The 21,015-nt window shown below is 35.1% G+C and carries 20 protein-coding genes; 6 read left to right on the forward strand and 14 right to left on the reverse strand.

What is annotated here, in order from left to right:
* The first annotated feature begins 111 nt into the window (after nt 1-111).
* Complete coding sequence (locus HMPREF9071_RS06310) at nt 112-873, forward strand: endonuclease/exonuclease/phosphatase family protein (protein ID WP_009745766.1); 762 nt, start codon at nt 112-114, stop codon at nt 871-873.
* Between the two features lie 79 nt (nt 874-952).
* Here HMPREF9071_RS06310 and HMPREF9071_RS06315 read toward each other — a convergent pair whose 3' ends face one another.
* The 6 genes from HMPREF9071_RS06315 to HMPREF9071_RS06340 all read right to left on the reverse strand — a co-directional run bounded on the left by HMPREF9071_RS06315 (nt 953) and on the right by HMPREF9071_RS06340 (nt 6,074).
* A complete protein-coding gene (locus HMPREF9071_RS06315) occupies nt 953-1,732 on the reverse strand; it encodes a Fic family protein (protein ID WP_009745767.1) in 780 nt (259 codons plus the stop codon).
* A gap of 116 nt (nt 1,733-1,848) precedes the next feature.
* Nucleotides 1,849-2,076 carry a PspC domain-containing protein gene (locus tag HMPREF9071_RS06320; protein ID WP_009745768.1) on the reverse strand — a complete coding sequence of 76 codons (228 nt, stop codon included), beginning with the start codon at nt 2,074-2,076 and terminating at the stop codon, nt 1,849-1,851.
* Nucleotides 2,077-2,079: 3 nt separating this feature from the next.
* On the reverse strand, nt 2,080-3,357 hold the full coding sequence (locus HMPREF9071_RS06325; RefSeq protein ID WP_009745769.1) for a DUF2851 family protein: 1,278 nt from the start codon (nt 3,355-3,357) through the stop codon (nt 2,080-2,082).
* Nucleotides 3,354-4,151, reverse strand: coding sequence for a diadenylate cyclase CdaA (gene cdaA / locus HMPREF9071_RS06330; RefSeq protein ID WP_009745770.1), 798 nt, complete (start codon nt 4,149-4,151; stop codon nt 3,354-3,356). Before cdaA ends, HMPREF9071_RS06325 begins: the two co-directional genes overlap by 4 nt.
* 47 nt (nt 4,152-4,198) lie before the next feature.
* Complete coding sequence (locus HMPREF9071_RS06335) at nt 4,199-4,828, reverse strand: hypothetical protein (protein WP_009745771.1); 630 nt, start codon at nt 4,826-4,828, stop codon at nt 4,199-4,201.
* A gap of 112 nt (nt 4,829-4,940) precedes the next feature.
* Nucleotides 4,941-6,074, reverse strand: a complete 1,134-nt coding sequence (locus HMPREF9071_RS06340; RefSeq protein WP_009745772.1) for an N-acetyltransferase — start codon at nt 6,072-6,074, stop codon at nt 4,941-4,943.
* A 187-nt stretch (nt 6,075-6,261) separates the two neighbouring features.
* Between HMPREF9071_RS06340 and HMPREF9071_RS06345 the strand changes: the two genes are divergently transcribed.
* The 4 genes from HMPREF9071_RS06345 to dusB are packed head-to-tail and all read left to right on the forward strand — an operon-like array spanning nt 6,262 to nt 11,004.
* Entirely contained in the window at nt 6,262-7,719 is a 1,458-nt protein-coding gene (locus tag HMPREF9071_RS06345) for an ATP-binding protein (RefSeq protein ID WP_009745773.1), read from the forward strand.
* A 43-nt stretch (nt 7,720-7,762) separates the two neighbouring features.
* On the forward strand, nt 7,763-9,172 hold the full coding sequence (locus tag HMPREF9071_RS06350; protein WP_009745774.1) for an alkaline phosphatase: 1,410 nt from the start codon (nt 7,763-7,765) through the stop codon (nt 9,170-9,172).
* Between the two features lie 17 nt (nt 9,173-9,189).
* A complete protein-coding gene (locus tag HMPREF9071_RS06355; protein WP_009745775.1) occupies nt 9,190-10,017 on the forward strand; it encodes a Cof-type HAD-IIB family hydrolase in 828 nt (275 codons plus the stop codon).
* A 6-nt stretch (nt 10,018-10,023) separates the two neighbouring features.
* Entirely contained in the window at nt 10,024-11,004 is a 981-nt protein-coding gene (gene dusB / locus HMPREF9071_RS06360; protein WP_009745776.1) for a tRNA dihydrouridine synthase DusB, read from the forward strand.
* Between the two features lie 31 nt (nt 11,005-11,035).
* Here the strand turns inward: dusB and HMPREF9071_RS06365 are convergent, their stop codons facing one another.
* Nucleotides 11,036-11,497 (reverse strand): macro domain-containing protein, encoded by a 462-nt coding sequence (locus HMPREF9071_RS06365; RefSeq protein ID WP_009745777.1) that lies wholly within the window; start codon nt 11,495-11,497, stop codon nt 11,036-11,038.
* A complete protein-coding gene (menD, locus tag HMPREF9071_RS06370; protein ID WP_009745778.1) occupies nt 11,494-13,161 on the reverse strand; it encodes a 2-succinyl-5-enolpyruvyl-6-hydroxy-3-cyclohexene-1-carboxylic-acid synthase in 1,668 nt (555 codons plus the stop codon). Before menD ends, HMPREF9071_RS06365 begins: the two co-directional genes overlap by 4 nt.
* 221 nt (nt 13,162-13,382) lie before the next feature.
* Between menD and sucD the strand changes: the two genes are divergently transcribed.
* Nucleotides 13,383-14,258, forward strand: a complete 876-nt coding sequence (gene sucD, locus HMPREF9071_RS06375) for a succinate--CoA ligase subunit alpha (protein WP_040358056.1) — start codon at nt 13,383-13,385, stop codon at nt 14,256-14,258.
* Between the two features lie 226 nt (nt 14,259-14,484).
* Here the strand turns inward: sucD and HMPREF9071_RS06380 are convergent, their stop codons facing one another.
* From HMPREF9071_RS06380 to HMPREF9071_RS06405, 6 genes are all read right to left on the reverse strand, one after another.
* Nucleotides 14,485-14,985, reverse strand: a complete 501-nt coding sequence (locus tag HMPREF9071_RS06380) for a YqiA/YcfP family alpha/beta fold hydrolase (RefSeq protein WP_009745780.1) — start codon at nt 14,983-14,985, stop codon at nt 14,485-14,487.
* A gap of 27 nt (nt 14,986-15,012) precedes the next feature.
* Nucleotides 15,013-16,062 carry a sugar-binding protein gene (locus tag HMPREF9071_RS06385; protein ID WP_117601734.1) on the reverse strand — a complete coding sequence of 350 codons (1,050 nt, stop codon included), beginning with the start codon at nt 16,060-16,062 and terminating at the stop codon, nt 15,013-15,015.
* A gap of 118 nt (nt 16,063-16,180) precedes the next feature.
* On the reverse strand, nt 16,181-17,641 hold the full coding sequence (locus HMPREF9071_RS06390) for a peptidase M14 (protein ID WP_009745782.1): 1,461 nt from the start codon (nt 17,639-17,641) through the stop codon (nt 16,181-16,183).
* A gap of 1 nt (nt 17,642) precedes the next feature.
* Nucleotides 17,643-20,048: a membrane protein gene (locus tag HMPREF9071_RS06395; protein ID WP_009745783.1), complete on the reverse strand. Its 2,406-nt coding sequence runs from the start codon at nt 20,046-20,048 to the stop codon at nt 17,643-17,645.
* Nucleotides 20,049-20,052: 4 nt separating this feature from the next.
* Entirely contained in the window at nt 20,053-20,331 is a 279-nt protein-coding gene (locus HMPREF9071_RS06400; protein WP_009745784.1) for a DUF4834 family protein, read from the reverse strand.
* A 137-nt stretch (nt 20,332-20,468) separates the two neighbouring features.
* Nucleotides 20,469-21,011, reverse strand: coding sequence for a thioredoxin family protein (locus tag HMPREF9071_RS06405; RefSeq protein WP_009745785.1), 543 nt, complete (start codon nt 21,009-21,011; stop codon nt 20,469-20,471).
* Nucleotides 21,012-21,015 lie beyond the last annotated feature (4 nt).

The following is a 21,015-nucleotide window of genomic DNA, read 5'->3' on the forward strand; positions in this document are numbered from 1 at the left end:
CAAACTCAGAATTTAACTTAGTAATCAAACTTACATTTACTGCTAAATCAGTGCGGAAAAATAACAATTAATTTTGTATATTTGTGGCTAATAAAAATAATTCTTTTTGTTATGTATAAAATAGCCACTTGGAATGTAGAACGCCCTAAAAAAGGAACAGAGAAAACAGCTCTTGTTATGGAGGAAATCAAAGAGGTTAATGCAGATATCTTAGTCCTTACTGAAAGTGCTGTCAGTATATCATTGGCTGAACTATATCCTTTTTCTATACATTCATTAGCTTATGAAAGGACTCCAGAAGAACACTGGGTCTCTATTTTTTCTAAATGGAAAATCACTAAACAGATAGAGACTTTTGATAATTTTCGGACAACTTGTGCTGTTGTAGAAACTCCTTTTGGAAAGGTGATTGTATTTGGAACTATTATTCCCTATCATCAAGCAGGAGTATCGGGGGTGAGGTATGGGTGCTTGGGCTATAAACAATGGGAATATCATGAAAAAGATTTGCACCAACAAGCTAAAGAATGGGGTCGTATTCTTGAGCAAGAGGGCTTGCCTATACTTATAAAGGGAGATTTCAATCAAAGTAGATATAATAATCAAGGATATGGTACTGAAAAAGTAAGGCAGATACTTTCTGACTATCTTAGCCAATTGGATTTGACTTGTATAACAGAGTGTGATCTTTCTTCTTTCTTACATATTGACCCTATCAAACATAAGGTGAGAAACAATATTGATCATATTTGTATCTCCAACTCTCTTATAAGGAAGGTAAAAGGATATCAGGTAGGCGCTTGGGATCACTTCTCTGAAGAAGGTAAGTATATGTCCGATCATAATGGAGTATTTGTTAGTTTTGAAATGTGAGATAAGAGTCATAAATATTCTGATAGCTAAGTTCCTTTAAGATAAAAAACAGGAAGAATTACTTCCTGTTTTTTAAGAATTATTGTTTTCTTTCCTTTATATTCTCAAGCAAATTTTTCTCTGTGAATTTTTGTAGATAATTGATTTTGTTTTCTAAAAAGTAATTTGCATAGACAGTATAATCTCCTGTTTCATAGAAATGTAACACCCCTGTACGATAGTTATTAATATCTACATTATTTGTAGAAAAAATAGGTATGATATCTTCATTCATTAAGGCAACACTTTCTACTAATCTTGCTGTTCTTTTATTTCCATCTATAAAAGGTTGTAATTTGGCTAAGTTACAATGTAAATAGATAGCTTTTTCTAAAGGGTTAGAGATGTCCTTTTGAGTATCTATTATTTCATTTAACTTATCTTCTATTTCAAATTCTGACTGAGGGGGTGTATAGTCTGTTCCCATAATACGAACGGGTCTTCTTCTTATGATACCTCTTTCTCTATTATCTACCAAGTCTGAAATAAGGGTTGAATGTACCTCTAAAAGGAATCTTTTGTCTATGATTTCTTTATTCCCGTTTTTTATATATTGTACTTCAGCTATAAAAGTGTTGTATAAATTTTTTAACATTTTTGCATCTTCATATCTCTTAGGAGAAGTGATATCATCTTTAAGTAAAGTTTCTGTTTCAACAAAGCTATAGGTATTTCCTTCTATTTTTCCTGAATAATAAGACCATATTACAGCTAATTCTTTTATTTCTTTGGAGTATAGCTCGTTCAAAGGAGATAGATGATTGTTTTCTAATATAATGTCTGCCAATTTTTCTTGTTCGGGAGTAAATATAGATTTCATTTTTCATTATTTTATTTGTTATGCAGTACTCACTTTCATAACACGTAAATGGAGGACAAAGATACAAAATTAATGACAAGTGACCAATGACAAATTTCACTCTTCGCTTTTCACTTTTAAAGGTCAAACACAGAGCTGCGTTTTCGTCGGATCAGATCTTTGATTTTCAGGGCGAAGGCGAAGGCGAAGTAAAGTCCAAAGCCTGCACCAAAGATAAAACTGATATAAATAAAGAATAGGCGGACATACTTCACGCGTAAGCCAAGACGTTCGGCAATACGTGTGGAGACATTGAAGCCATTGCGTTCAAAGAAGACGCGTATGGAGGTAAAGGTCGTATTCATAGGTTACTTTTTTAGAAGTGCTTTGCCTACTTGGCAAGTCATACAAGCATGTTTGTTACAATATTTCTTATATAGCTGGAGGATGGCTTGGCTTTCCAAGGCATTGGTATTGGGTAAAAGGAGCTTTTCCCAGCGTTCTAATATGCTATTGTGTTCAGCGGGGGTGGTGCGCATCTTTGCTTTGCAGTCGGCTAAGATGTCTTTACCTCGGGAGCGGGCAAAGGCGTACTGCATGGGAACGATGGTATTAATCCACAGATTAGCTATCTGTGCAGGGGTAATACGCTTGCTGCTTTCTTTGCTCTCTTTCCCAAAGGAAAAATGGTTTTTCCAATAGGAGGAAGGAGTAATTTTTCCAAACAAGTCAAGAGCTTTGTGGTAAGAGTCCAAGGACATACACTTATCAAATAATGACAGCTCTTGATGATACAGCGCCGCTATCTGTGCCAAGCGAATAGTAGGGAAGTTAGGCGGACGCAGTTTGGCAAATTGTACTTTGAAGAAGACAGGAGGGAGTGTATGCTTATGGACTAAGTATTGATATTCTTGCTGGAGGGATTGGTAGTACGGACAGTTGATATTGGTAGCCTCCAATAAGCGTAACTGTCCCATTAGAAGAGCTTCAAGCTGAGGAAGTTCATGCATTTGCTTGCGGATCACTGAGAAGGGGAGTTGCTTACCTGCTTCCCAAAAGGCTTCTCCGTTGATATTGCCTCCAAAACTTTTAAGTAATTTTAGAAAAAAAACAGCTTCCCAGTCCTGTTGGGTCTCTTGTAAAAGGGTAAGTATAGGCTGTGCCTTCTCTTGGAGTCGTTCTGTATAGAGCTTGTTTAACCAATTGGTAATAATATTGTTATGGAGAGAAGGAATCTTTTCCTCACAAGGGATAAAGGAAGCTTGTGCTTGTTGCAAATGAGTATATTTTTCTACTAAATCATCAGAAATGATGGGCTTGAGTTCTAAAGTGGGGATGATGTTCTGCTGAAAATCAAATACTTCTACATCATGTTCCCATACCACATGAAGAATTACATTCCCATAAGATGGATCTTGCTCATGATGATGTGCATACCATTGGGAAGAAGCTGTATGTAGTTCCACATTGCCTGCCCACTGGAGCGTACCCATACGTAGGTGTGCATTGAAAAAATCAGGTCCACCGTAAGGGTTAGTCTCTCCATAGGAAAGAATATTCAAATTCTCTCCATTGGAAAGTTGAAGAGGAGAATCTGGGAGCAGGTGCTCAGCCCAGAGATATTGTAAAAAATCCTCACGTATCATTTGGAAAGTTCTTCAGTTAGGAGGGTTACCAGTTCACTATCGGTGCCATAAGGGACAAATTCACCATTGTTGATATAGGATATTTTCCCTGTTTCCTCTGAAACCACTAAAGCTAGTGCATCTGTTTTCTCGGTGATGGAAACAGCAGCACGGTGTCTAAGACCGTATTCCTTTGGGATTACACTTTGACTTACTACAGGCAGGATCACGCGAGTGGCTATGATAAAGCCATCTTGTACGATAATTGCTCCATCATGGAGTGGACTATTTTTGTAGAAAATACTCTCTAGGATAGGTTGGTTTAGTTCAATATTCATCTTATCGCCTGTGGCACGGACAAACTCTAAGGATTGATTGCGCTCTAAGATAATTAGTGCTCCTGTACGATCTTCTCCCATTTTTCTACAGGCAGAAACTAAAGTTTCACACATGTGTGCAATGGCAGTATTTTCGGTAGTCTTTTTTAGAAAAGAAAACTTTTTCAAGAAATTCTTACTATTGATGACATTAGTAGACCCTAATACCAATAGAAACTTACGTATTTCCTGTTGGAAAACGACAATCAAAGCAAAGAATCCCATACCAATGAACTGTCCCAAAATACCACTGAGCAAATCCATTCCAATGATTTGGGTGAGTTTCCAAATGATAAAGATAATAACAATACCTAAGAAGATACTAATGGCAACTGTCCCCCTGAGCAAGCGATAAATGTAATATAACATCAAGCCCACTAAAACAATATCCAAGAGGTCAACAAAAGTAAAATTCAAGAAATCAAAGGATTGCAACATTTTTAATAGTCAATTAAGTATTAATAATATGAGGCTGAAAATAAATTCTATTTAGCAATATCTGTAATATAAATAGGAGAGATGGAATTACCAATGGATTGATAGAGCCTGTTATCGTAAATATCTATGAACTGTTGAAAGGACATATCTCCACTGAATATCCAAGTGTAAGAAGTATTTTTCAATACATCAGACTCTTCCCAAGATCTTTTTTCTACACTGTCCTTCTTAAGCCGAAAACCATCAGGGTAAGCAAAGATAAGAGGCTCAGATTCCTTGAAAGCTGTTTGTGGAGCATAAGGTAAGAAAGTATTTTCTGTAAAATCAATAAACCCTAAGCGCTGATGAGGTATATCCGCCACTGACCAATAGTTATGTGAATTTGGATTGTGATGTGGGTTTCTCGGGTTTCTTTTTTTCTCCTGTAAAAAGATAAGATACTTGGCTACCTTTCCAAGTGTATTTCTTTTATCAATATGGAATACCCAATGTGTGGAACTTATCAGTCCATTAGGGTTGAGCTTTGCTGATCCGGTTCTCTCTTCATAAAAGATATATACCTCAGAATAATCCTCTATTTGAGTGATTTTAGCTTCTTGTACTTGTGGAAGTTGTATCTGTTTTTTCTGACAACTCATAAGCAAAAAAACTCCCAAAAGGAATATATAGCGGCTCATAATAATATCTTTTAAAGGTATAGAAAGTTATAAAAACCTTCCTTTATCCATTGTTTTGTACTCATATCGCAAGTAGTGATAGTGATAATTATCCCTCATTATTGCAAATTTTCTATTTTTTACCTTTTACTATGGCTTTTTTGTAGGTAGATCTACGGCTAAAAGTAGTGGGATTGAAGTTTTTCCAAAGTCTCTGAACTACGATATTATCCTCTAGTTCAGGGGTGATGATAAATTGTTCTACTCCTTTTTCTTTGAAGAGTAAATAGCAATCACGAAAGAGCATAGCAGGGACTCCTTTGGATTGATACTCAGGACTGATACCGATAAGATAAAACTCTAATATTTTAGGATTCCGGCGGGCTTTCCATAGGTGATAGAAACCAAAAGGGAAAAACTTTCCTCGCGCTTTTTGTAATGCTTTAGAAAAAGAGGGAATCATAATAGCAAAGCAAATGATTTTACCCTCCTTATTGAGAATAAACTTGATAAATTCAGGTAGAACAAAAGGGATATATTTTTCCTTAAAATATTCTTTTTGCTTTTCAGAGACAGGAATAAAGGTAGAGAGATTAGCATAAGAGGTATTGAATAGGTCAAACATCTCATCTACATAAGGAATGATATCCTTATTGGTCTTAATAGGAGCGTAAGAGAGTCCATAACGGCGTTCAACCACATCTCCTGCCTTCTTATAAGGTTCAAAATCCACATCCTTGAGATAAAAGAAAGATTCTACATAGCTCTTTTCTTTTTTCCAACCAAGTTTTTCTAAGTGTTTGGCATAATAAGGATAGTTTGTCCAAGTAATCATACTTCCAATATGCTCAAAGCCAAAGGTCTGTATTCCTACCTTATCCATATTGGAGAAGCCCATAGGTCCCTCCACATAGTCCAGTCCTAATTCGTATGCTTTATCTAAGGCTTTTTTTAGAAGTGCATCAGTAACCTCAATATTATCAATCATATCCAACCAACCAAAGCGTACCTTACGCACTCCCCGATTAATTTCATAGTGATTAATAATCACGGCTATACGTCCTACAACAATATGCTCATCATTATAGGCTAAATAGAAAGTAGCTTCACAGTTCTCAAAGGCAGGATTCTTTTCTGGGTCAAAGGTAGTCAATTCCTCTGAAATCAAAGGAGGTACCCATGTCTTACTATTTTTATATAAGGAGAAAGGGAACTTCACAAAATCAAGCATCCCTTTTTTGCTATTTATCTTCTTTACGGTAATCATTAAGGCTTCTTCAAGAAATCAGGTGCAAAAATACAAAATAAAGAGTAATTAAATAATGATTAGTAATTAATTAACATATATGTTAATTGTTAAAAATTGAAAGATGATACATCTGCACATTTTTTTTCGTATCTTTGCCACATGTTAAGTTAGGATTATTTATTTTTTACTTTAATTAATCACTTGAATGAAGTCCTTCCGTTCTTTACGGTTTCGTATTTTTGTGAGTCTTATTGGTATTACGATACTTTCCTTTATCACCATTGCGATAGTAACCATCTACCAATATCGTAAGCAGTCGCGTACTTATCATAATGAACGTCTTCTTCGCAAAGAAGAACAGCTTGCCATGCAGATACGTTATGTGCTCTCACAAACTACTTTTCCTGTGGAGGATAGGTATATTCCCCTTATCTTTCGGGAAGAAATATACCGAATTGCTGATATTGAAAATATTAACTTCAATCTTTATAGCATTAATGGAACCTTTTTAATAAGTTCTCAGGCAGGACTCAGGGACAATAAAGAGCTACATTGCATCTCAGATACAATTCTTACCACTCTTTCCAATTCAATGGATAAGCGGTTAGTATTTCAAACAGCTCTTGAGGGGGACAATTATCAGTATTCCTATTCCTATATCAATGACCTACAATATAAGCCTTTACTAATCTTACATATTCCTCACTTTGAAAATGATACTTTTAATGAAGGTTTCTTGCTTAATTCCCTTTATAATTTAGGAGGGGTATATACGGTGATATTACTGGTAACAATAGGAGTTGCCTTTGTTATTTCTCGTTATATTACTCATTCTTTAAAAGAAATACAAAAAAGATTACGAACGACTCATTTTCTGGGAAAAAATGAAAAAATCATTGTTAAGAATACTACTACTGAGATAGGAGAACTTATCTTTTCCTACAATGAAATGGTAGATGAGATAGAGAAAAGTAAGAAAGCTCTTGCTAAGATAGAGCGTGAGAAAACCTGGAAGGATATGGCTAAGCAGATTGCACATGAGATAAAAAATCCACTTACTCCTATGCGCCTGAGTGTACAAAACTTTGAGCGTAGATTTGACCCTAATGACCCTTGTGCGAAGAAGAAAGTAGCAGATTTTACTCAAATGCTCCTTCAGCACATTGACACTCTTTCTGATATTTCAGATGCCTTTTCAGCCTTTGTTTCTATGCCTTCCCAGAAGAAAGAGGTAGCTGACCTTAATGCTGTTATACGCCGTACCATTGCCGTATTTGACTTGCCTTATATTCATTTTACCAGTAGTCAAGAGGAAATTCTTCTCTCCATTGATAAGAATCAGATGAATCGCATGTTAACCAATCTTTTAAAGAATGCTCTCTATGCTACAGAAAGTACTGCTGACCCTCTTATAGAGGTTTCTTCTTTTGTAGAGGGAAAAGCCGTTTATATCATTGTAAAGGATAATGGCTCTGGAGTTCCCATAGAATTGCAGGAGCGTATATTTGAACCCAAATTTACCACTAAAAATACTGCAGGATCAGGCTTAGGTTTAGCAATGGTAAGGCATATAGTAAGTGCTCATGGAGGAGAAATAACCCTTTCCTCTGAAGAGGGAAAGGGAGCTAGTTTTGTCGTAAAATTAACAATAAAAAATGAATAAAAAGTAATTTACATATAATTTATACTTATAAAAATTAGAAATAATGCAAAGAAGAAAATTCTTAAAAAGTTCCGTATTTGCGGGATTTGGTTCCCTTTTCCTCCCTTCTGTAGCTCAAGGACAAGCATCAGAAGCCTTTGCTCGTAAAAAAGCAAAGAATATCATCTATATGGTTAGTGATGGAATGAGTGTAGGTACTTTAGTTATGGCAGACCTTTATTCCAAGCGGATATTAGGGCATAGCAGTGCTTGGTTCTCTCTCTATGAACAGAAACTCGCCGTAAAAGCCTCTATGGATATGCAGTCAGCAAGCTCTGTTGTTACTGATTCCTCTGCGGCTAGTTCTTCTTGGGGAAGCGGACACCGTATTATCAATGGTATGATTAATATAGGGGTTAATGGTGAAGAATATACACCTATTTTACAAAAATTCAAAAAAGCAGGTAAGAAAGTAGGCTGCGTAACTACGGTGCCTATTACTCATGCAACTCCTGCAGGTTTCTGTACCAATAGCAAACAACGAAAAGCACAACCCAAAATAGCAGAAAATTATCTTGACTTGCGTTTTGATGTTATGTTAGGAGGTGGAGATAAGTACTTCAACAGAGAGAAACGTTCTGATAAGCGTGACATGTATGCTGAGTTTGTAGCAAAGGGCTATACTGTAGTCAAAAATACTTCTCAAATGAATACAGCTCCTAAAGATATACCTCTGTTAGGGGTTTTTGATAATGATGGTTTACCTTATACTGTTGATGAGAATAGTACTACCAAAAATGCTACCATTCCATCCTTAGCACAGATGACTCAAAAGGCTATTGAAATGATGTCAGATCATAAGAAAGGTTTTGTTTTACAAGTGGAAGGAGGAAAAGTGGATTGGGCTGCACATGGTAATGATATTGGCGCTTTGCTCTTTGACCAATTAGCTTTTGATGATGCTATTCGTGTGGCTATTGACTTTGCTAAAAAAGACGGTAATACTTTAGTGGTAATTACTTCTGATCATGGAAATGCTAATCCTGGACTCATCTATGGAAAAGAATGTAATAAGAACTTTGATAACTTAGCACATTTCCGTCATTCTAATGACTTTACTTTGCAAAGCATCAATCCTACAGATTCTCTTTCTCAAGTAAGAGAACTTCTTTCCTATAATCTTGGGAATATCCCTTTCACTCAAGATCAAGCCAAAGAAATCCTTTCTTACTACACCGAGGGTAAGCAGGAGGATGGTTTATATAATTATAAAAAACTTCCTTATCGTCTTTTGGCAGAAATGCAAAAGAAATATACCTCAGTAGGATGGATTAGTATGGATCACTCTTCTGATTATACAGAACTGGCTATGTATGGACCTGGTAGCCAAAACTTACCTCCTTTTATAGAAAATTATAAGATGCATAACTTTCTATTAAGTGCTGCTGAAGTTGATTTGTTAGAAAAATATTAAATACTTAATATCATTTGATGCCTTATAAAATTTTGTTCTCCGATATAGATGGTACACTCCTTGATGCACAACGTTCTCTCTCGGCAAGGACGATTAAAGTAATTTCCCAGCTTAAGGAACGTCTGCTCATTATATTTGTATCCTCGCGCATGCCTATACAAATGTACTATCTGCAGGAGAAAGCAGGGCTTCTCGGAATGCCACTAATCGCATACAATGGTGCTTTAGTACTAGGTAGGGAAAGGGAAGTGCTTCACTCTGTGGAGATTTCTCTGCCCCTCTGTGAGCAAATTGTAGCTCTAAATAGAGAGTGTACCTTAGGTAAGTTACATATTAGCTTCTATAATTTTGACAAATGGTACGTCCCTCAAAGAGATATTTGGGCAGTATACGAAGAGCGTAACACTTGTACGACTCCTTCGGTAGAGACCAATGAAAGGGTACTTTCTCTTTGGAGACCTCAAAATAAAGGAGCTCATAAGCTTATGCTTATGGGAGAAGCCCCCTTGGTAGAGGTAATGTGGCAGGCTTTGCAGAGCCAGATGGGCGAACAACTTCAACTCTATAAAGCAAAAAGCACTTGTATAGAGGTTACCTTAAAAAATGTTTCCAAACTTACCGGAATTAAGGCTTTTTTATCCCATCAAAAAAATATTTCACTTTCCGATGCTATTGCTTTTGGTGATAACTATAATGATAAGGAAATGCTCGAAGCAGTAGGTTTAGGAGTCGCTGTAGGCAATGCTCGTGACCAAGTTAAGGCTGTTGCCAAAGCTGTTACAGAACATCATGAGGAAGATGGAGTAGCACAATATTTGGCTCAAATGTTTGATATAGAATTATAAAGAAGAATGGTAAAAATAGGCTCAGTTCCTTTAGGAGATTTTCCTTTACTTCTGGCTCCGATGGAGGATGTTAGCGATCCTCCTTTTCGCCGATTATGTAAGCTCCATGGCGCCGATATGCTCTATAGTGAGTTCATTTCCTCTGAAGGGCTTATTCGTGATGCTATAAAGAGCCGAAAAAAATTAGATATTTTTGAGGATGAACGTCCTGTAGGGATACAGATATTCGGGGGGGATGAGGAGGCTATGTCCCTTTCCGCTCGGATTGTGGAGACTGTTTCTCCTGATGTGGTAGATATTAATTTTGGTTGTCCCGTAAAGAAAGTGGTTGCCAAGGGAGCGGGAGCTGCTGTGTTGAAGGATATTGACCTTATGGTACGCCTTGCTAAAGCGGTAGTGAGAAGTACAAACCTACCTGTAACGGTCAAAACACGACTGGGTTGGGATACTGATTCCATCAATATAGAAGAAGTAGCTGAACGGTTGCAGGACGTAGGTATACAAGCGCTCTCTATCCATGCTCGTACCCGTGTACAGATGTACAAAGGACATTCTGACTGGTCATATATTGCTAAGGTAAAGAATAATCCTCGTATACATATTCCTATCTTTGGAAATGGTGATATTGATTCTCCAGAAAAAGCCTTAGTATATAAAAATAAATATGGAGTAGATGGCATTATGATAGGTAGGGCTGCTATTGGTTATCCTTGGATATTCCATGAGATAAAGCAATACCTTGCTACAGGGGAAAAAGTAGCCCCTCCAACACTTTCACAGCGTGCTGATGTAGCTCTTCAACATTTGCTTTGGGCAGTAGAATGGAAAGGAGAACGCTTAGGTATCTTGGAGACACGTAGGCATTATGCCAATTATTTCAAAGGCATCCCCCACTTTAAGGAATACAAGCAACAACTTGTTACGCTTGATGATCTCTCTGCTCTCAAGAATTTGCTTTTGGAAGTAAAAAATAATGATTTATCTTGAACCTTAACAAGATTCAAAACTTAAAAATTTTTCAAATATCGCATACAAACACTTCTATGTCATTCTGTAGGAGTGTTTGTTCAATAATGGGCTCAATATTTTCCCAAGATCCACCCGCTAAACCACACCCCATACGAGGCATCTGTATACTGGCTTGCTTTTCTATAGCAAAGGCGGCAACTTTTTGTAGAGCCTCCTTAACAGCATTGTAACGGATAGGAGGTAATCCCTTTTCTTCATATATTTTATGCTGCCCAATGATATTGGCAACCCATATATTTTCAGTAACTTGTACAAATTGAACAGCCCCAAGATGAAATCCTTCTCTCTGCTTATACCAATCTTTGTACTGTTTTTCAGGAGTTTTCCACCGTCTGGAAAGGGCTAAGACAAATCCTTTTCCCCAAGCTCCTATGTCATTGCATATATGAGTGATGATGATCTTTCCCTCTGTTTGTGCGAGTGTAGCATCGGCTTTTAAATAATGTATCATGATAAGGCGTTAAAATAATCTTTTAATATAGAGTCATTAAGCTCTCTTGGGGTTAATATTTCCAATAGGGTAGGGGTTTTAGTTTCTTCAGAAAAGAGTTTCTCTAAAGCAGAGACTACTTCCTCTTTGTTCTTTGCACGAAAATAAGTGAATCCGTACATGGTGCAGAGATGCTTTGCAGTAAGTGAGTGAGTAGTTTCCTGAAAAGTCTCAAAGAAAGGGGTATTTTTATCAGTGGGTAAAATCCTAAAAATACCTCCACCAGCATTATTTATTATAATGATTTTAAAATTCTTAGGGATATAGTTACACCATAAAGCATTACTATTATAGAAGAAACTTAAATCTCCTGTAATAAGTAGGGTGGGTAAGTTGTTCACCACACTAGCTCCTATAGCTGTAGAAGTACTTCCATCTATCCCGCTCGTACCTCGGTTACAATACACCTGCCAACCAGCTTTAGCATTGAAAAGTTGTGCATAACGAATAGGAGCACTGTTACTAATCTGAATATGATAAGGGGTAGGAATACGTTCAAATATAGTTCGGTAAGCATCCATATCCGAAAAAGGAATATTCTCTAAGTATTGAGTTCTCTTTTCAAGAGTTCCCTTATAGAAAGAAAGCCAAATTTTCTTATATGAAGAAGTGATAGAGGGGAGATTATGAGCTACTATCTCAAGAAAAGTATTGATATTTGTCCTGAAATGATGAGTGAGAACAAAAAAAGTATCGTACCCGATATGCTCATCTATGTAATAATGAGCTTTAGGAGGGTATTTTCGCAGGAATTCTTTTATTTTCTTAGAAACTACCATTCCTCCAATGGAAATAAGAATATCAGGCTGCAGGAGTTCTTGGAGATTTCTTTTCTCTATAGTTGTAAGAAAAGTATCTATCATACCTATAAAGGATGATTCTACAAGATTAGCAGTATGCTCAGTAAGTACTAATAAAGAGGGATCATTTTTAAGAAAATCTATCCATGATTGTGCTATAGCATTGGGAGAGAGTACTCCTATGAGTACCATTTTTTTCGGAAAAATCCAATCTTTTATAAATTGAGCAATATACTCTGAACTCAAAGGGATTTTCTGTTCTCTTATGGCTTCGTTATGAAAAGTTACCGAAGGGGAAGGAATTGTTTTGTATAAAGGTTCCTCAAAAGGAGCATTGATATGTATAGGTAAGGACTTAATAAAGGCAGTATTAAGAGCTTCATTAAGTAAGTATTCATTATAAGAAAGATCATCTTTTCCCTCTGAGAGATTTGCATTATAGGCAGTGTGCAAGGCAAGTACGTGTTGCTGATGTATGGTTTGCCCATCACCTATATCTATTTTTGAAGCAGGTCGGTCGGCACTAATAACCACTAAAGGTATATTACTATAGTAGGCTTCACTCACTGCTGGGTAATAGTTTAATAAGGCGGAACCAGAGGTACACACAACTATTACAGGTTCTTTCAGTTGCTGAGCCAAACCGAGAGCAAAGAAGCCCGCACTTCTTTCATCTACAATACTATAAGTGGTGAAAAAGGAGTCACTCGCAAAGCCAATAGTTAGTGGAGCATTACGTGAACCTGGTGAGAGCACAATATGGTGAATGTTTTTCTCTTCACAAGCAAGGAGTATCTGTTGAGCTAAGGGAATTTCTGGAAACACGTTTGTTAATAATTAGTATTTTAAAGATAAATAATTAATAGAATGTTATTTATATGACGATGATTTCAATAATTTTGAAGTATTTTATAATACACGGCAAAGATACATATTTCTTAAGAAAGAAGCAAAAAAATCTTAATTCTCATAGAATAGAATTTTTACTTTTTCTTTTGAAAATTAAAAATAAATCAGTAATTTTGTCCTCTAAAAAATTCAAACCAATGAGTGTATTAGTAAATAAAAATTCAAAAATCCTTGTGCAAGGCTTTACAGGGAGTGAAGGAACTTTCCATGCGGAACAAATGATTCAATATGGAACCAATGTAGTGGGGGGAGTAACTCCGAACAAAGGAGGACAAACACACTTAGGAAAGCCTGTTTTCAATTCAGTAAAGGATGCGGTAACAAAAGTAGGAGCAGACACCTCTATCATATTTGTCCCACCTGCATTTGCTGCTGACGCTATTATGGAAGCCGCTGAAGCAGGAATTAAGGTGATTATTACCATTACTGAAGGAATTCCTGTAGCTGATATGGTTAAAGTAGCCGCTTATATTAAGGATAAAGATTGTCGCCTTATAGGACCTAACTGTCCTGGAGTCATTACTCCTGAAGAAGCAAAAGTAGGTATTATGCCTGGATTTGTATTTAAGAAAGGGGAAGTAGGAATTGTTTCCAAATCAGGGACTTTGACTTATGAAGCCGCAGATCAGGTAGTCAGACAAGGATTAGGAATCTCTACCGCTATAGGAATTGGAGGAGATCCTATTATAGGAACGACTACAAAAGAAGCTATAGAACTCTTCATGAATGATCCAGAGACTGAGATTATAGTGATGATAGGTGAAATTGGTGGACAGTTAGAGGTAGAAGCCGCTCGTTGGATTAAGGAAACTGGTAATAGGAAACCCGTAGTTGGCTTTATTGCAGGGGAAACAGCTCCCAAAGGACGTACTATGGGGCATGCAGGGGCTATTGTAGGTGGTAGTGAAGATACTGCTGAAGCTAAAAAACGTATCATGCGTGAATGTGGTATTCATGTGGTAGATTCACCAGCTAAGATTGGTGAAAAAGTAAAAGAAGTCTTTAGAAAATAGACAGTCTTTTTATAAAAGAACTGAATGAGGAAGAATAGGTTAATTCTTATGAGTTAGCCTATTTCTCTGTAGATATAAAATTTCCCTATAATTTATATTATGTAAAATAGAACATAAGAAGAAAGGGGCTCTTATCTGTCTTTCCATCATACAGATCCTTCCACCTTGTTCCACATGTACCTTCGACGATTTTCAGAGAAATCTCATGAAACTCTACAAGTTTTAATCAAATATTAGTTTTTATTCTATGGAAGAAAAAATTTAATTCTCTTGAAAAAAATTCAATAGGATATAGATGTCCCATGTTCTGAATTAAGTGTATATCTATTGTTTGTTCGGGTGTTTTTTCCTCTGCAGCAATAGAAAGACTTTTCTCATAGGGAATAACATCATCTTGTATTCCTATAATCAGTAGCATATATTGTTTGTAGGCTTTATCCCAAAAGGGACTAAAGGGTAATTGCGAGCGAAATGATAGAGCGGGGTTAAAGAGTGCGCAGGGTTTATGTAATTTTTGAGCTAAATAGTATCCAATAAGTCCGCCTGCACTTGATCCTATAATAGCCATAACATCCTTGTAATCATTACATAATTGTGAAAATAGTTGAGGTTCATTTTTATAGTCAAAAACGGGAGCAATAACTTGACCATATTTCTGTAACACCTCCCTCCTATCTTCATGTAGGCAACTATCCAATCCATGCAAATATAGGATTTTTTCTGTCATTTATATTGTATTATGTTTTAAAATTTGCTATTTTGAATTAGGCGTAGCTTGGTAATAAGTATATTTTACTTCTGTAAGATATTTTACTTTATTTCCTTGGTAGGTAATTTTCTTAGTTAAATTTCCTTTTGCATCATATCGATAAATAGTTCTTTCTTGCTCTGAATTATCTTTGTAGACAATGTCCTCTAAATCTTCACCATAAGGAGTATATAAGTAGAATATACGCTGTTTTTCCAATCCTTGAGGAGTATACTCGGTATAGTTAGTAATGTCTCCTTGTTTGTTATACAAATAAGACTCCATTGAGGTAATACTATCTTTAGTATTGATGTAAGTAATATCCTTTTGTAAATCATTATATGAATAAAGAATACGATCAGGGATATTACTCTTTTTATAATTATAGAAGAGCTTTTCTATTAGTAAGGAATCTTGTTTATATTTGGAGACTTCCTTATTCTTCAAAAGCCATAATGCCATGTAATAATAGTAAGATTCCTTTTCTATTTCATATCCTTTTGAATTGTATTTGTACACTATTCTATCGGAAAGCTGCCATGATCCTTCGTTATATACATATTCTGTAATATTTGCTATATTTCCGTTTTTATCATATTCTGTATCAAACTTATGGATTACATTTAATGAATCTGAGAAGTCATACTTCATTCGTGTAGTTTCATACCCTAAAGTATCATAAACATAGTTAGTGAGAGTTCTCTTAACTATATTGTTTTTCAAAAATTTATGTATATAGTTCTCAGAAATTTTTCTGTGGTTTTTGTCATAATAGGCAGTAATATATTCTTGTAAGCTATCATTTTGGTAGAGATTTTCTATTTCATATCCTTGTTCATCATAGGTCAATGAGATCTGATAATCCAGTATCTGTTTTGTTTCTCTTGTAAGAGAATCCTCTATAAAAATGTAATTGATAAAGGATTGTGTTTTTATACTCCCTTGCAAATTTTCATTTTTCAAATGAGGGTTAGGTTTTTTAGCCACTGGTTTCTGTGGTGTGGAGGTACAAGAGAACAAAAATAAAGATATAATAATATAAAATAAAAGTCTCATCAAATACGAATTTGTCTATTTAGTAGAATAATACTTAATTTTAAAAGGAAAAAATAGGGAAAATCTGCAGTGAAAAACAGATTTATATCCTAAAAATATTATTAAATATATAACATTTCTAATCAATGTTATCTTCTATACTGAACACAGGGTATACCCAAATACTATCCTTTGGAGAAGATAGAAGAAAAAGCATATTTTCTTTCATAAAGTTATTATCAGCGTGAGGTTCTAAGGTTTCTATAAGATATTTCCTTCCTTTTTGTTCTGTGTTAATAATAATATCTCCTTTTCTTACGGCTATTTTTTGTTTCTTTAGTGTTAATTTGTGTTGGATATCTTTATAATTGAGCAAGGAGAGACTATCTTTAGAGATTTTTAAGATGTAAGAATTTACACTTATCAAGGAATCCTTCTCGAATCTATCCATTTCTATGCTATTGCGTTTGAAATTATCTATAACTTTAGTGAAAAGTTGAGGGATTATATAGGTTTTAGGTATAGATATAGTTTCTTGAGGAATATAGTTTCTCTTATCAAGAGGATGAATATTCAAGGAATCTTGTATAGGTTGTGAAACGTAGGAGAGTATATATTCTCTTTGTTGCAATATTTCTTTATTATCTAACTGTTGTAAGTTCTGTATAAGTTCTTTATGAGAGTTAGTAAGTAGAACAATACATTTCAAAGCGTTGTACATTTCCTCTACTCTATTTTTGTAGGGACTCTCTTTTTTAGTAGCTATATATAATCCTATGGTATTCCAGAGAGATACATATCCTATGGAAGAACTTATACCGGATTGTCTTTCTGTAGGATAAGGTAATAGTTCTCTTGATTGAGAAAGGCTATCTATAGGATTTTTGTTTGCTATTCTCAGAGAATCTGATAATTGAGAAAGGAAATTATCTTTCAAATAATACTTTATTTTTCTTAATTTTTCAGGGAAAATGGTCTGATAGAAAATCGCATTAGGGAGATCCTTTCCCTGCAGGGAACGTGTATCTATGAAAATGTGAGGATTCAATTGATGAAAAATATCTACAAAAGAGCGTGTATTAAGGCTCTTATTTTCTATAAAATCATTAGATAAATCATTATTTATAAAAGTATTGATATGGTTCTTAAAGAGAGATTCTTTTTCCATTAATCCCAGATAATTCATAATAGGAATAGTAACTACTACGGTATTTTCAGGGATTTCCACCTGTTTTTGTGCCAAATTTCTCATAAGTTGCATGGTGGCATCTATACCTTCACTTTCATCTGCATTTACACCATTGGCGATGAGCACAATCATTTTATTCTTCCTTATCCGATTGAGGTCAAAGGTACCATCACTGTTGAAAATAACCAAATATAAAGGGATACCACTATCTGTTTCTCCCATTGTTTTCATAGAAATAGATCCATAATTAGTAGCTAATTTCTTGTAAAAAGCAATGGTTTCTTCATAAGAAGTTGTTCCATTACCATTTGTTAGTTCAAAAGGAGTCAGAAAGTCCTCTTCTGGGGTGAAAAGAGGAGTATTACAAGAATAAAATAAAAGTAATATAAATATTATTTTTATGTTCCTCATGTTATTTTATCTTTTTAGAAACAAAAATGGCACCTATAGTGATTAAAACAAAGAGAATAGAAGCAAAGAGCGTAATCCATCCGCCTATTTTAACCAATTTGGGAGAAAAAACAAATTCAATAGTATGTTCTCCTGCTGGAATCTCAATAGCTCTAAGGGTATAATCCACTTGGTAAATAAGAGTTTCTTTTTGACCATCTATCACAGCTTTCCAACCATGAGGATAGTAAATTTCTGAGAAAACAGCTAAACCATTTTGGGAATTATGAGAAGTGTAAACCATTCTATCAGGTTCGTATTCCTTTAACTTAACAGAAGCCAAACTATCTACTTGGTAGAACTTGTCTTTTAAGGACTTATCTGAAGTTATGGCATTCTTTTTAGGAGAGAGTGTGTCCAAGGATTGCATAAGTTTGTCTGCATTCTCAACTACAGAGAGGCGCTGTACGAACCAAGCATTTCCCAGTGCATCAGGATTTTTTATTACTATAGTTCTTCCTTCCTTATCTGTTTGTAATATATATTTTACATTTAAAAGATTAAGAACCTGAGGATTTTTGTTATTATAAAACTGGTAATCAAATAATTCTTGTATTCTACGAGGTTTTGCAGCATGATATCCTCCCACTGAATGGAAAGAATAAGAGATTCTCGCCCCATTCAATGCTTCATCAAGAGAAAATACACGAAAATACTCTTTATCTTCTAATATTTTTTTCTCTTCTTTGGAAAGAATGAAGTAATTTTCTGTTTCAGAAGGAAAAGAATAAGAGTCCTCAGATAGATAACGCTTAGTAACACCTGCTATATCGCTAACTAACAAAATAGTAATAAAAACAAAAGCTACTTTTTCATTGAGTTTTTCTATGGAAAAGGCATACAGTATTCCGAAAATGATTATCATATAGATAAAACTTCTAAGAATATCAGTTGTATACATAGATTCTCTATCTTGACGGATAAGCCGCATGAGATCATCTCCGTAAGCTTGTGAATAATAAGTATCTCCAGCTCCTTGAAAAGAAAGACTTCCCTTTGCCAGCCATAAGAGCAGTAACAATCCTCCTACAATAGCTGTGGTATAATACAGATACTTCTTTGCCTCTTCTCTTTTGTCATAAGTTAGGTACTGATAAAGCCCTAAAATAGCCAATGCAGGCATACAGAATTCCAAGATAGTTTGCACTGAAGATACTGCACGGAACTTGTTATATAAAGGGAAATAATCAATCATGAAATTTGTTAACAGTCCGAAATTTTTGCCCCAAGATAGTAATAAAGAGATAACAATTCCAGCCAAGAGCCACCATTTAGCCTTACGCTTTACAACAAATAAGGCTAATATGAAAAGAAAAAAGACAACAATTCCTATATAAGCAGGAGCAGCCACAATGGGTTGCTCTCCCCAATAAGTTGGTAGATGCTGAGTGAACTGCAATACTTGATTAGGAGGATAATTATTGGCTATTAAGTAATTATATACAGCTGATTTTTCTCCTAAATTTTCATGATTGGAGCCTCCTAACAGTCTGGGAACAATAAGATCCAGACTCTCATAGATACCATAGCTATATTCAGTAATATAATCCTTGGAAAGTCCAGTAGTATTAGTTTTAGGCTGTCCTTGTGCAGTAAGGGTTAAGTCTGATTTGCCTCGAGTACTAAAAGCTTCATATTCCTTAGTAGTTAATAATAAGGTTGCATTCATGAGTATTGCCAATAAGGCAGCACCACATAATACAGCTACTGATTTGATATAGGGTTTTAGCTCCTTATTTTTAATAGCTTGGTAAAGCCTAACCCCTCCTAAGATTATAACCAATAAGAGTAAATAATAAGTCATCTGAAAGTGATTAGCATTGATTTCCAATGCCAGAGCTAAGGTGGTGAGCAGAAATCCCCATAGGTATTTCCGCTGAAAAGATAGAAGAATTCCTGCCAATACAAAACCAAAATACCCAATAGCATGCGCTTTGGCATTGTGTCCTACGGTAAGAATGATGATAAGGTAAGTAGAGAAACCAAAAGCAAGTGCTCCTAAAAAGGCATATCTATAATTAACTTTTAGAGCTAATAAAAATATATAAAAACTAATAAAATATAGAAATAAATAATCCGCTGGGCGAGGCAAAAATCGTATAACTCTATCCAGTTTTTTTATGTAATTATAAGGATATTCTGCCCCTAATTGGTAAGTAGGCATTCCTCCGAAAGCACTATTTGTCCAATAGCTTTCACGTACCTGCCTGAAATCATTTCGTTCTTTAGACATTCCTATATACTGCACGATATCACTCTGCTGTATTTCTTTTCCCTGCAGAATAGGATAAAAGAAAGCCAAAGCAATTCCTACAAAGAGGAGTATACATACTAAATGAGGGAGTATATGTTGAAGTTTTTCTTTCATAAATCTATTCAATTTCTTCAAAATCAATATATTCTCCTACTATTTTCTTTTCTTTAGGTTGTTTTCCTCCTTTAGTAGAAGAATTATAATACTGCTGTGCATTATTCTCTTGCTTGGACTGTTCTTGGAAAAGTTGTTTTTCCATGGCATCCATCCGTCTTTTTATAAAGAAGCGTAAAACAAGAGGAGCTAAAAGTATTGTGATCCAAAATCCAATGGCAAATATAAATAGAATAATAAATAGGCCTTCAAAAAAATCCATAAAAGAGGCTTGTTGTATCATAATTCAAATTTTCGCCAAAAGTACATTTTTTCCTATAACCTACCAAATTTTAGTGGAAAAATTTTTTACAAAACATAAAAAAATCATCTCAAAGATATTTTGAGATGATGAAAATTAAAAATGTAATAAATATGAAATTAATTTTTAAAAGTCCCTTTAAAATTTTTCATATATTTATCATAAGCCTCTTGAGTAGTTACTGTAAGATATGTATTTTCTCCCAAGAACTTAATTATGGGTTCTAACTGTGTAGCAGTCAAATAACCAGTAATAGGGAATATAGGGGCACTTTTTTCATCAAAAACAAGCATAGTAGGATATGCACTCACCCCTAATGCTCCTGCAAAATCATGCATTCCATTACGGGTATTGGCTTTTGCTGGATCATAGTTATTATTCTTATAGGTAACTCCTTTGTAAGAAATATCCTCATTTCCCTCTGCATTGAATTTTACAGCATAGAACTTATCATTAATATATTTTACAAGGTCTTTGTTTTTGAATGTTTTTTCTGATAACATTTTACAAGGACCACACCACGCAGTGTATACATCAACAAATATTTTTTTGGGGTTTTTCTTTTGAGCAGATAGTGCTTCATTCATACTCATCCACTTAATCTCCTGTGCGGAGACTACACTAATCATAAGTACTAAAAGTACTGAAAAAATTTGTTTCATTGAA

This window comes from Capnocytophaga sp. oral taxon 338 str. F0234, from assembly GCF_000192225.1.
Classification (GTDB): domain Bacteria; phylum Bacteroidota; class Bacteroidia; order Flavobacteriales; family Flavobacteriaceae; genus Capnocytophaga.

Coding starts and splice junctions, on each gene's coding strand:
- sucD (WP_040358056.1), top strand. CDS start 13,383: ATGAGTGTATTAGTAAATAAAAATTCAAAAATCCTTGTGCAAGGCTTT.
- HMPREF9071_RS06365 (WP_009745777.1), bottom strand. CDS start 11,497: ATGATACATTATTTAAAAGCCGATGCTACACTCGCACAAACAGAGGGA.
- HMPREF9071_RS06325 (WP_009745769.1), bottom strand. CDS start 3,357: ATGATACGTGAGGATTTTTTACAATATCTCTGGGCTGAGCACCTGCTC.
- HMPREF9071_RS06340 (WP_009745772.1), bottom strand. CDS start 6,074: ATGATTACCGTAAAGAAGATAAATAGCAAAAAAGGGATGCTTGATTTT.
- HMPREF9071_RS06400 (WP_009745784.1), bottom strand. CDS start 20,331: ATGATACAACAAGCCTCTTTTATGGATTTTTTTGAAGGCCTATTTATT.
- HMPREF9071_RS06315 (WP_009745767.1), bottom strand. CDS start 1,732: ATGAAATCTATATTTACTCCCGAACAAGAAAAATTGGCAGACATTATA.
- HMPREF9071_RS06310 (WP_009745766.1), top strand. CDS start 112: ATGTATAAAATAGCCACTTGGAATGTAGAACGCCCTAAAAAAGGAACA.
- HMPREF9071_RS06345 (WP_009745773.1), top strand. CDS start 6,262: ATGAAGTCCTTCCGTTCTTTACGGTTTCGTATTTTTGTGAGTCTTATT.
- HMPREF9071_RS06355 (WP_009745775.1), top strand. CDS start 9,190: ATGCCTTATAAAATTTTGTTCTCCGATATAGATGGTACACTCCTTGAT.
- cdaA (WP_009745770.1), bottom strand. CDS start 4,151: ATGTTGCAATCCTTTGATTTCTTGAATTTTACTTTTGTTGACCTCTTG.
- HMPREF9071_RS06385 (WP_117601734.1), bottom strand. CDS start 16,062: ATGAGACTTTTATTTTATATTATTATATCTTTATTTTTGTTCTCTTGT.
- HMPREF9071_RS06380 (WP_009745780.1), bottom strand. CDS start 14,985: ATGACAGAAAAAATCCTATATTTGCATGGATTGGATAGTTGCCTACAT.
- HMPREF9071_RS06350 (WP_009745774.1), top strand. CDS start 7,763: ATGCAAAGAAGAAAATTCTTAAAAAGTTCCGTATTTGCGGGATTTGGT.
- HMPREF9071_RS06390 (WP_009745782.1), bottom strand. CDS start 17,641: ATGAGGAACATAAAAATAATATTTATATTACTTTTATTTTATTCTTGT.
- HMPREF9071_RS06395 (WP_009745783.1), bottom strand. CDS start 20,048: ATGAAAGAAAAACTTCAACATATACTCCCTCATTTAGTATGTATACTC.
- HMPREF9071_RS06320 (WP_009745768.1), bottom strand. CDS start 2,076: ATGAATACGACCTTTACCTCCATACGCGTCTTCTTTGAACGCAATGGC.
- HMPREF9071_RS06335 (WP_009745771.1), bottom strand. CDS start 4,828: ATGAGCCGCTATATATTCCTTTTGGGAGTTTTTTTGCTTATGAGTTGT.
- dusB (WP_009745776.1), top strand. CDS start 10,024: ATGGTAAAAATAGGCTCAGTTCCTTTAGGAGATTTTCCTTTACTTCTG.
- HMPREF9071_RS06405 (WP_009745785.1), bottom strand. CDS start 21,011: ATGAAACAAATTTTTTCAGTACTTTTAGTACTTATGATTAGTGTAGTC.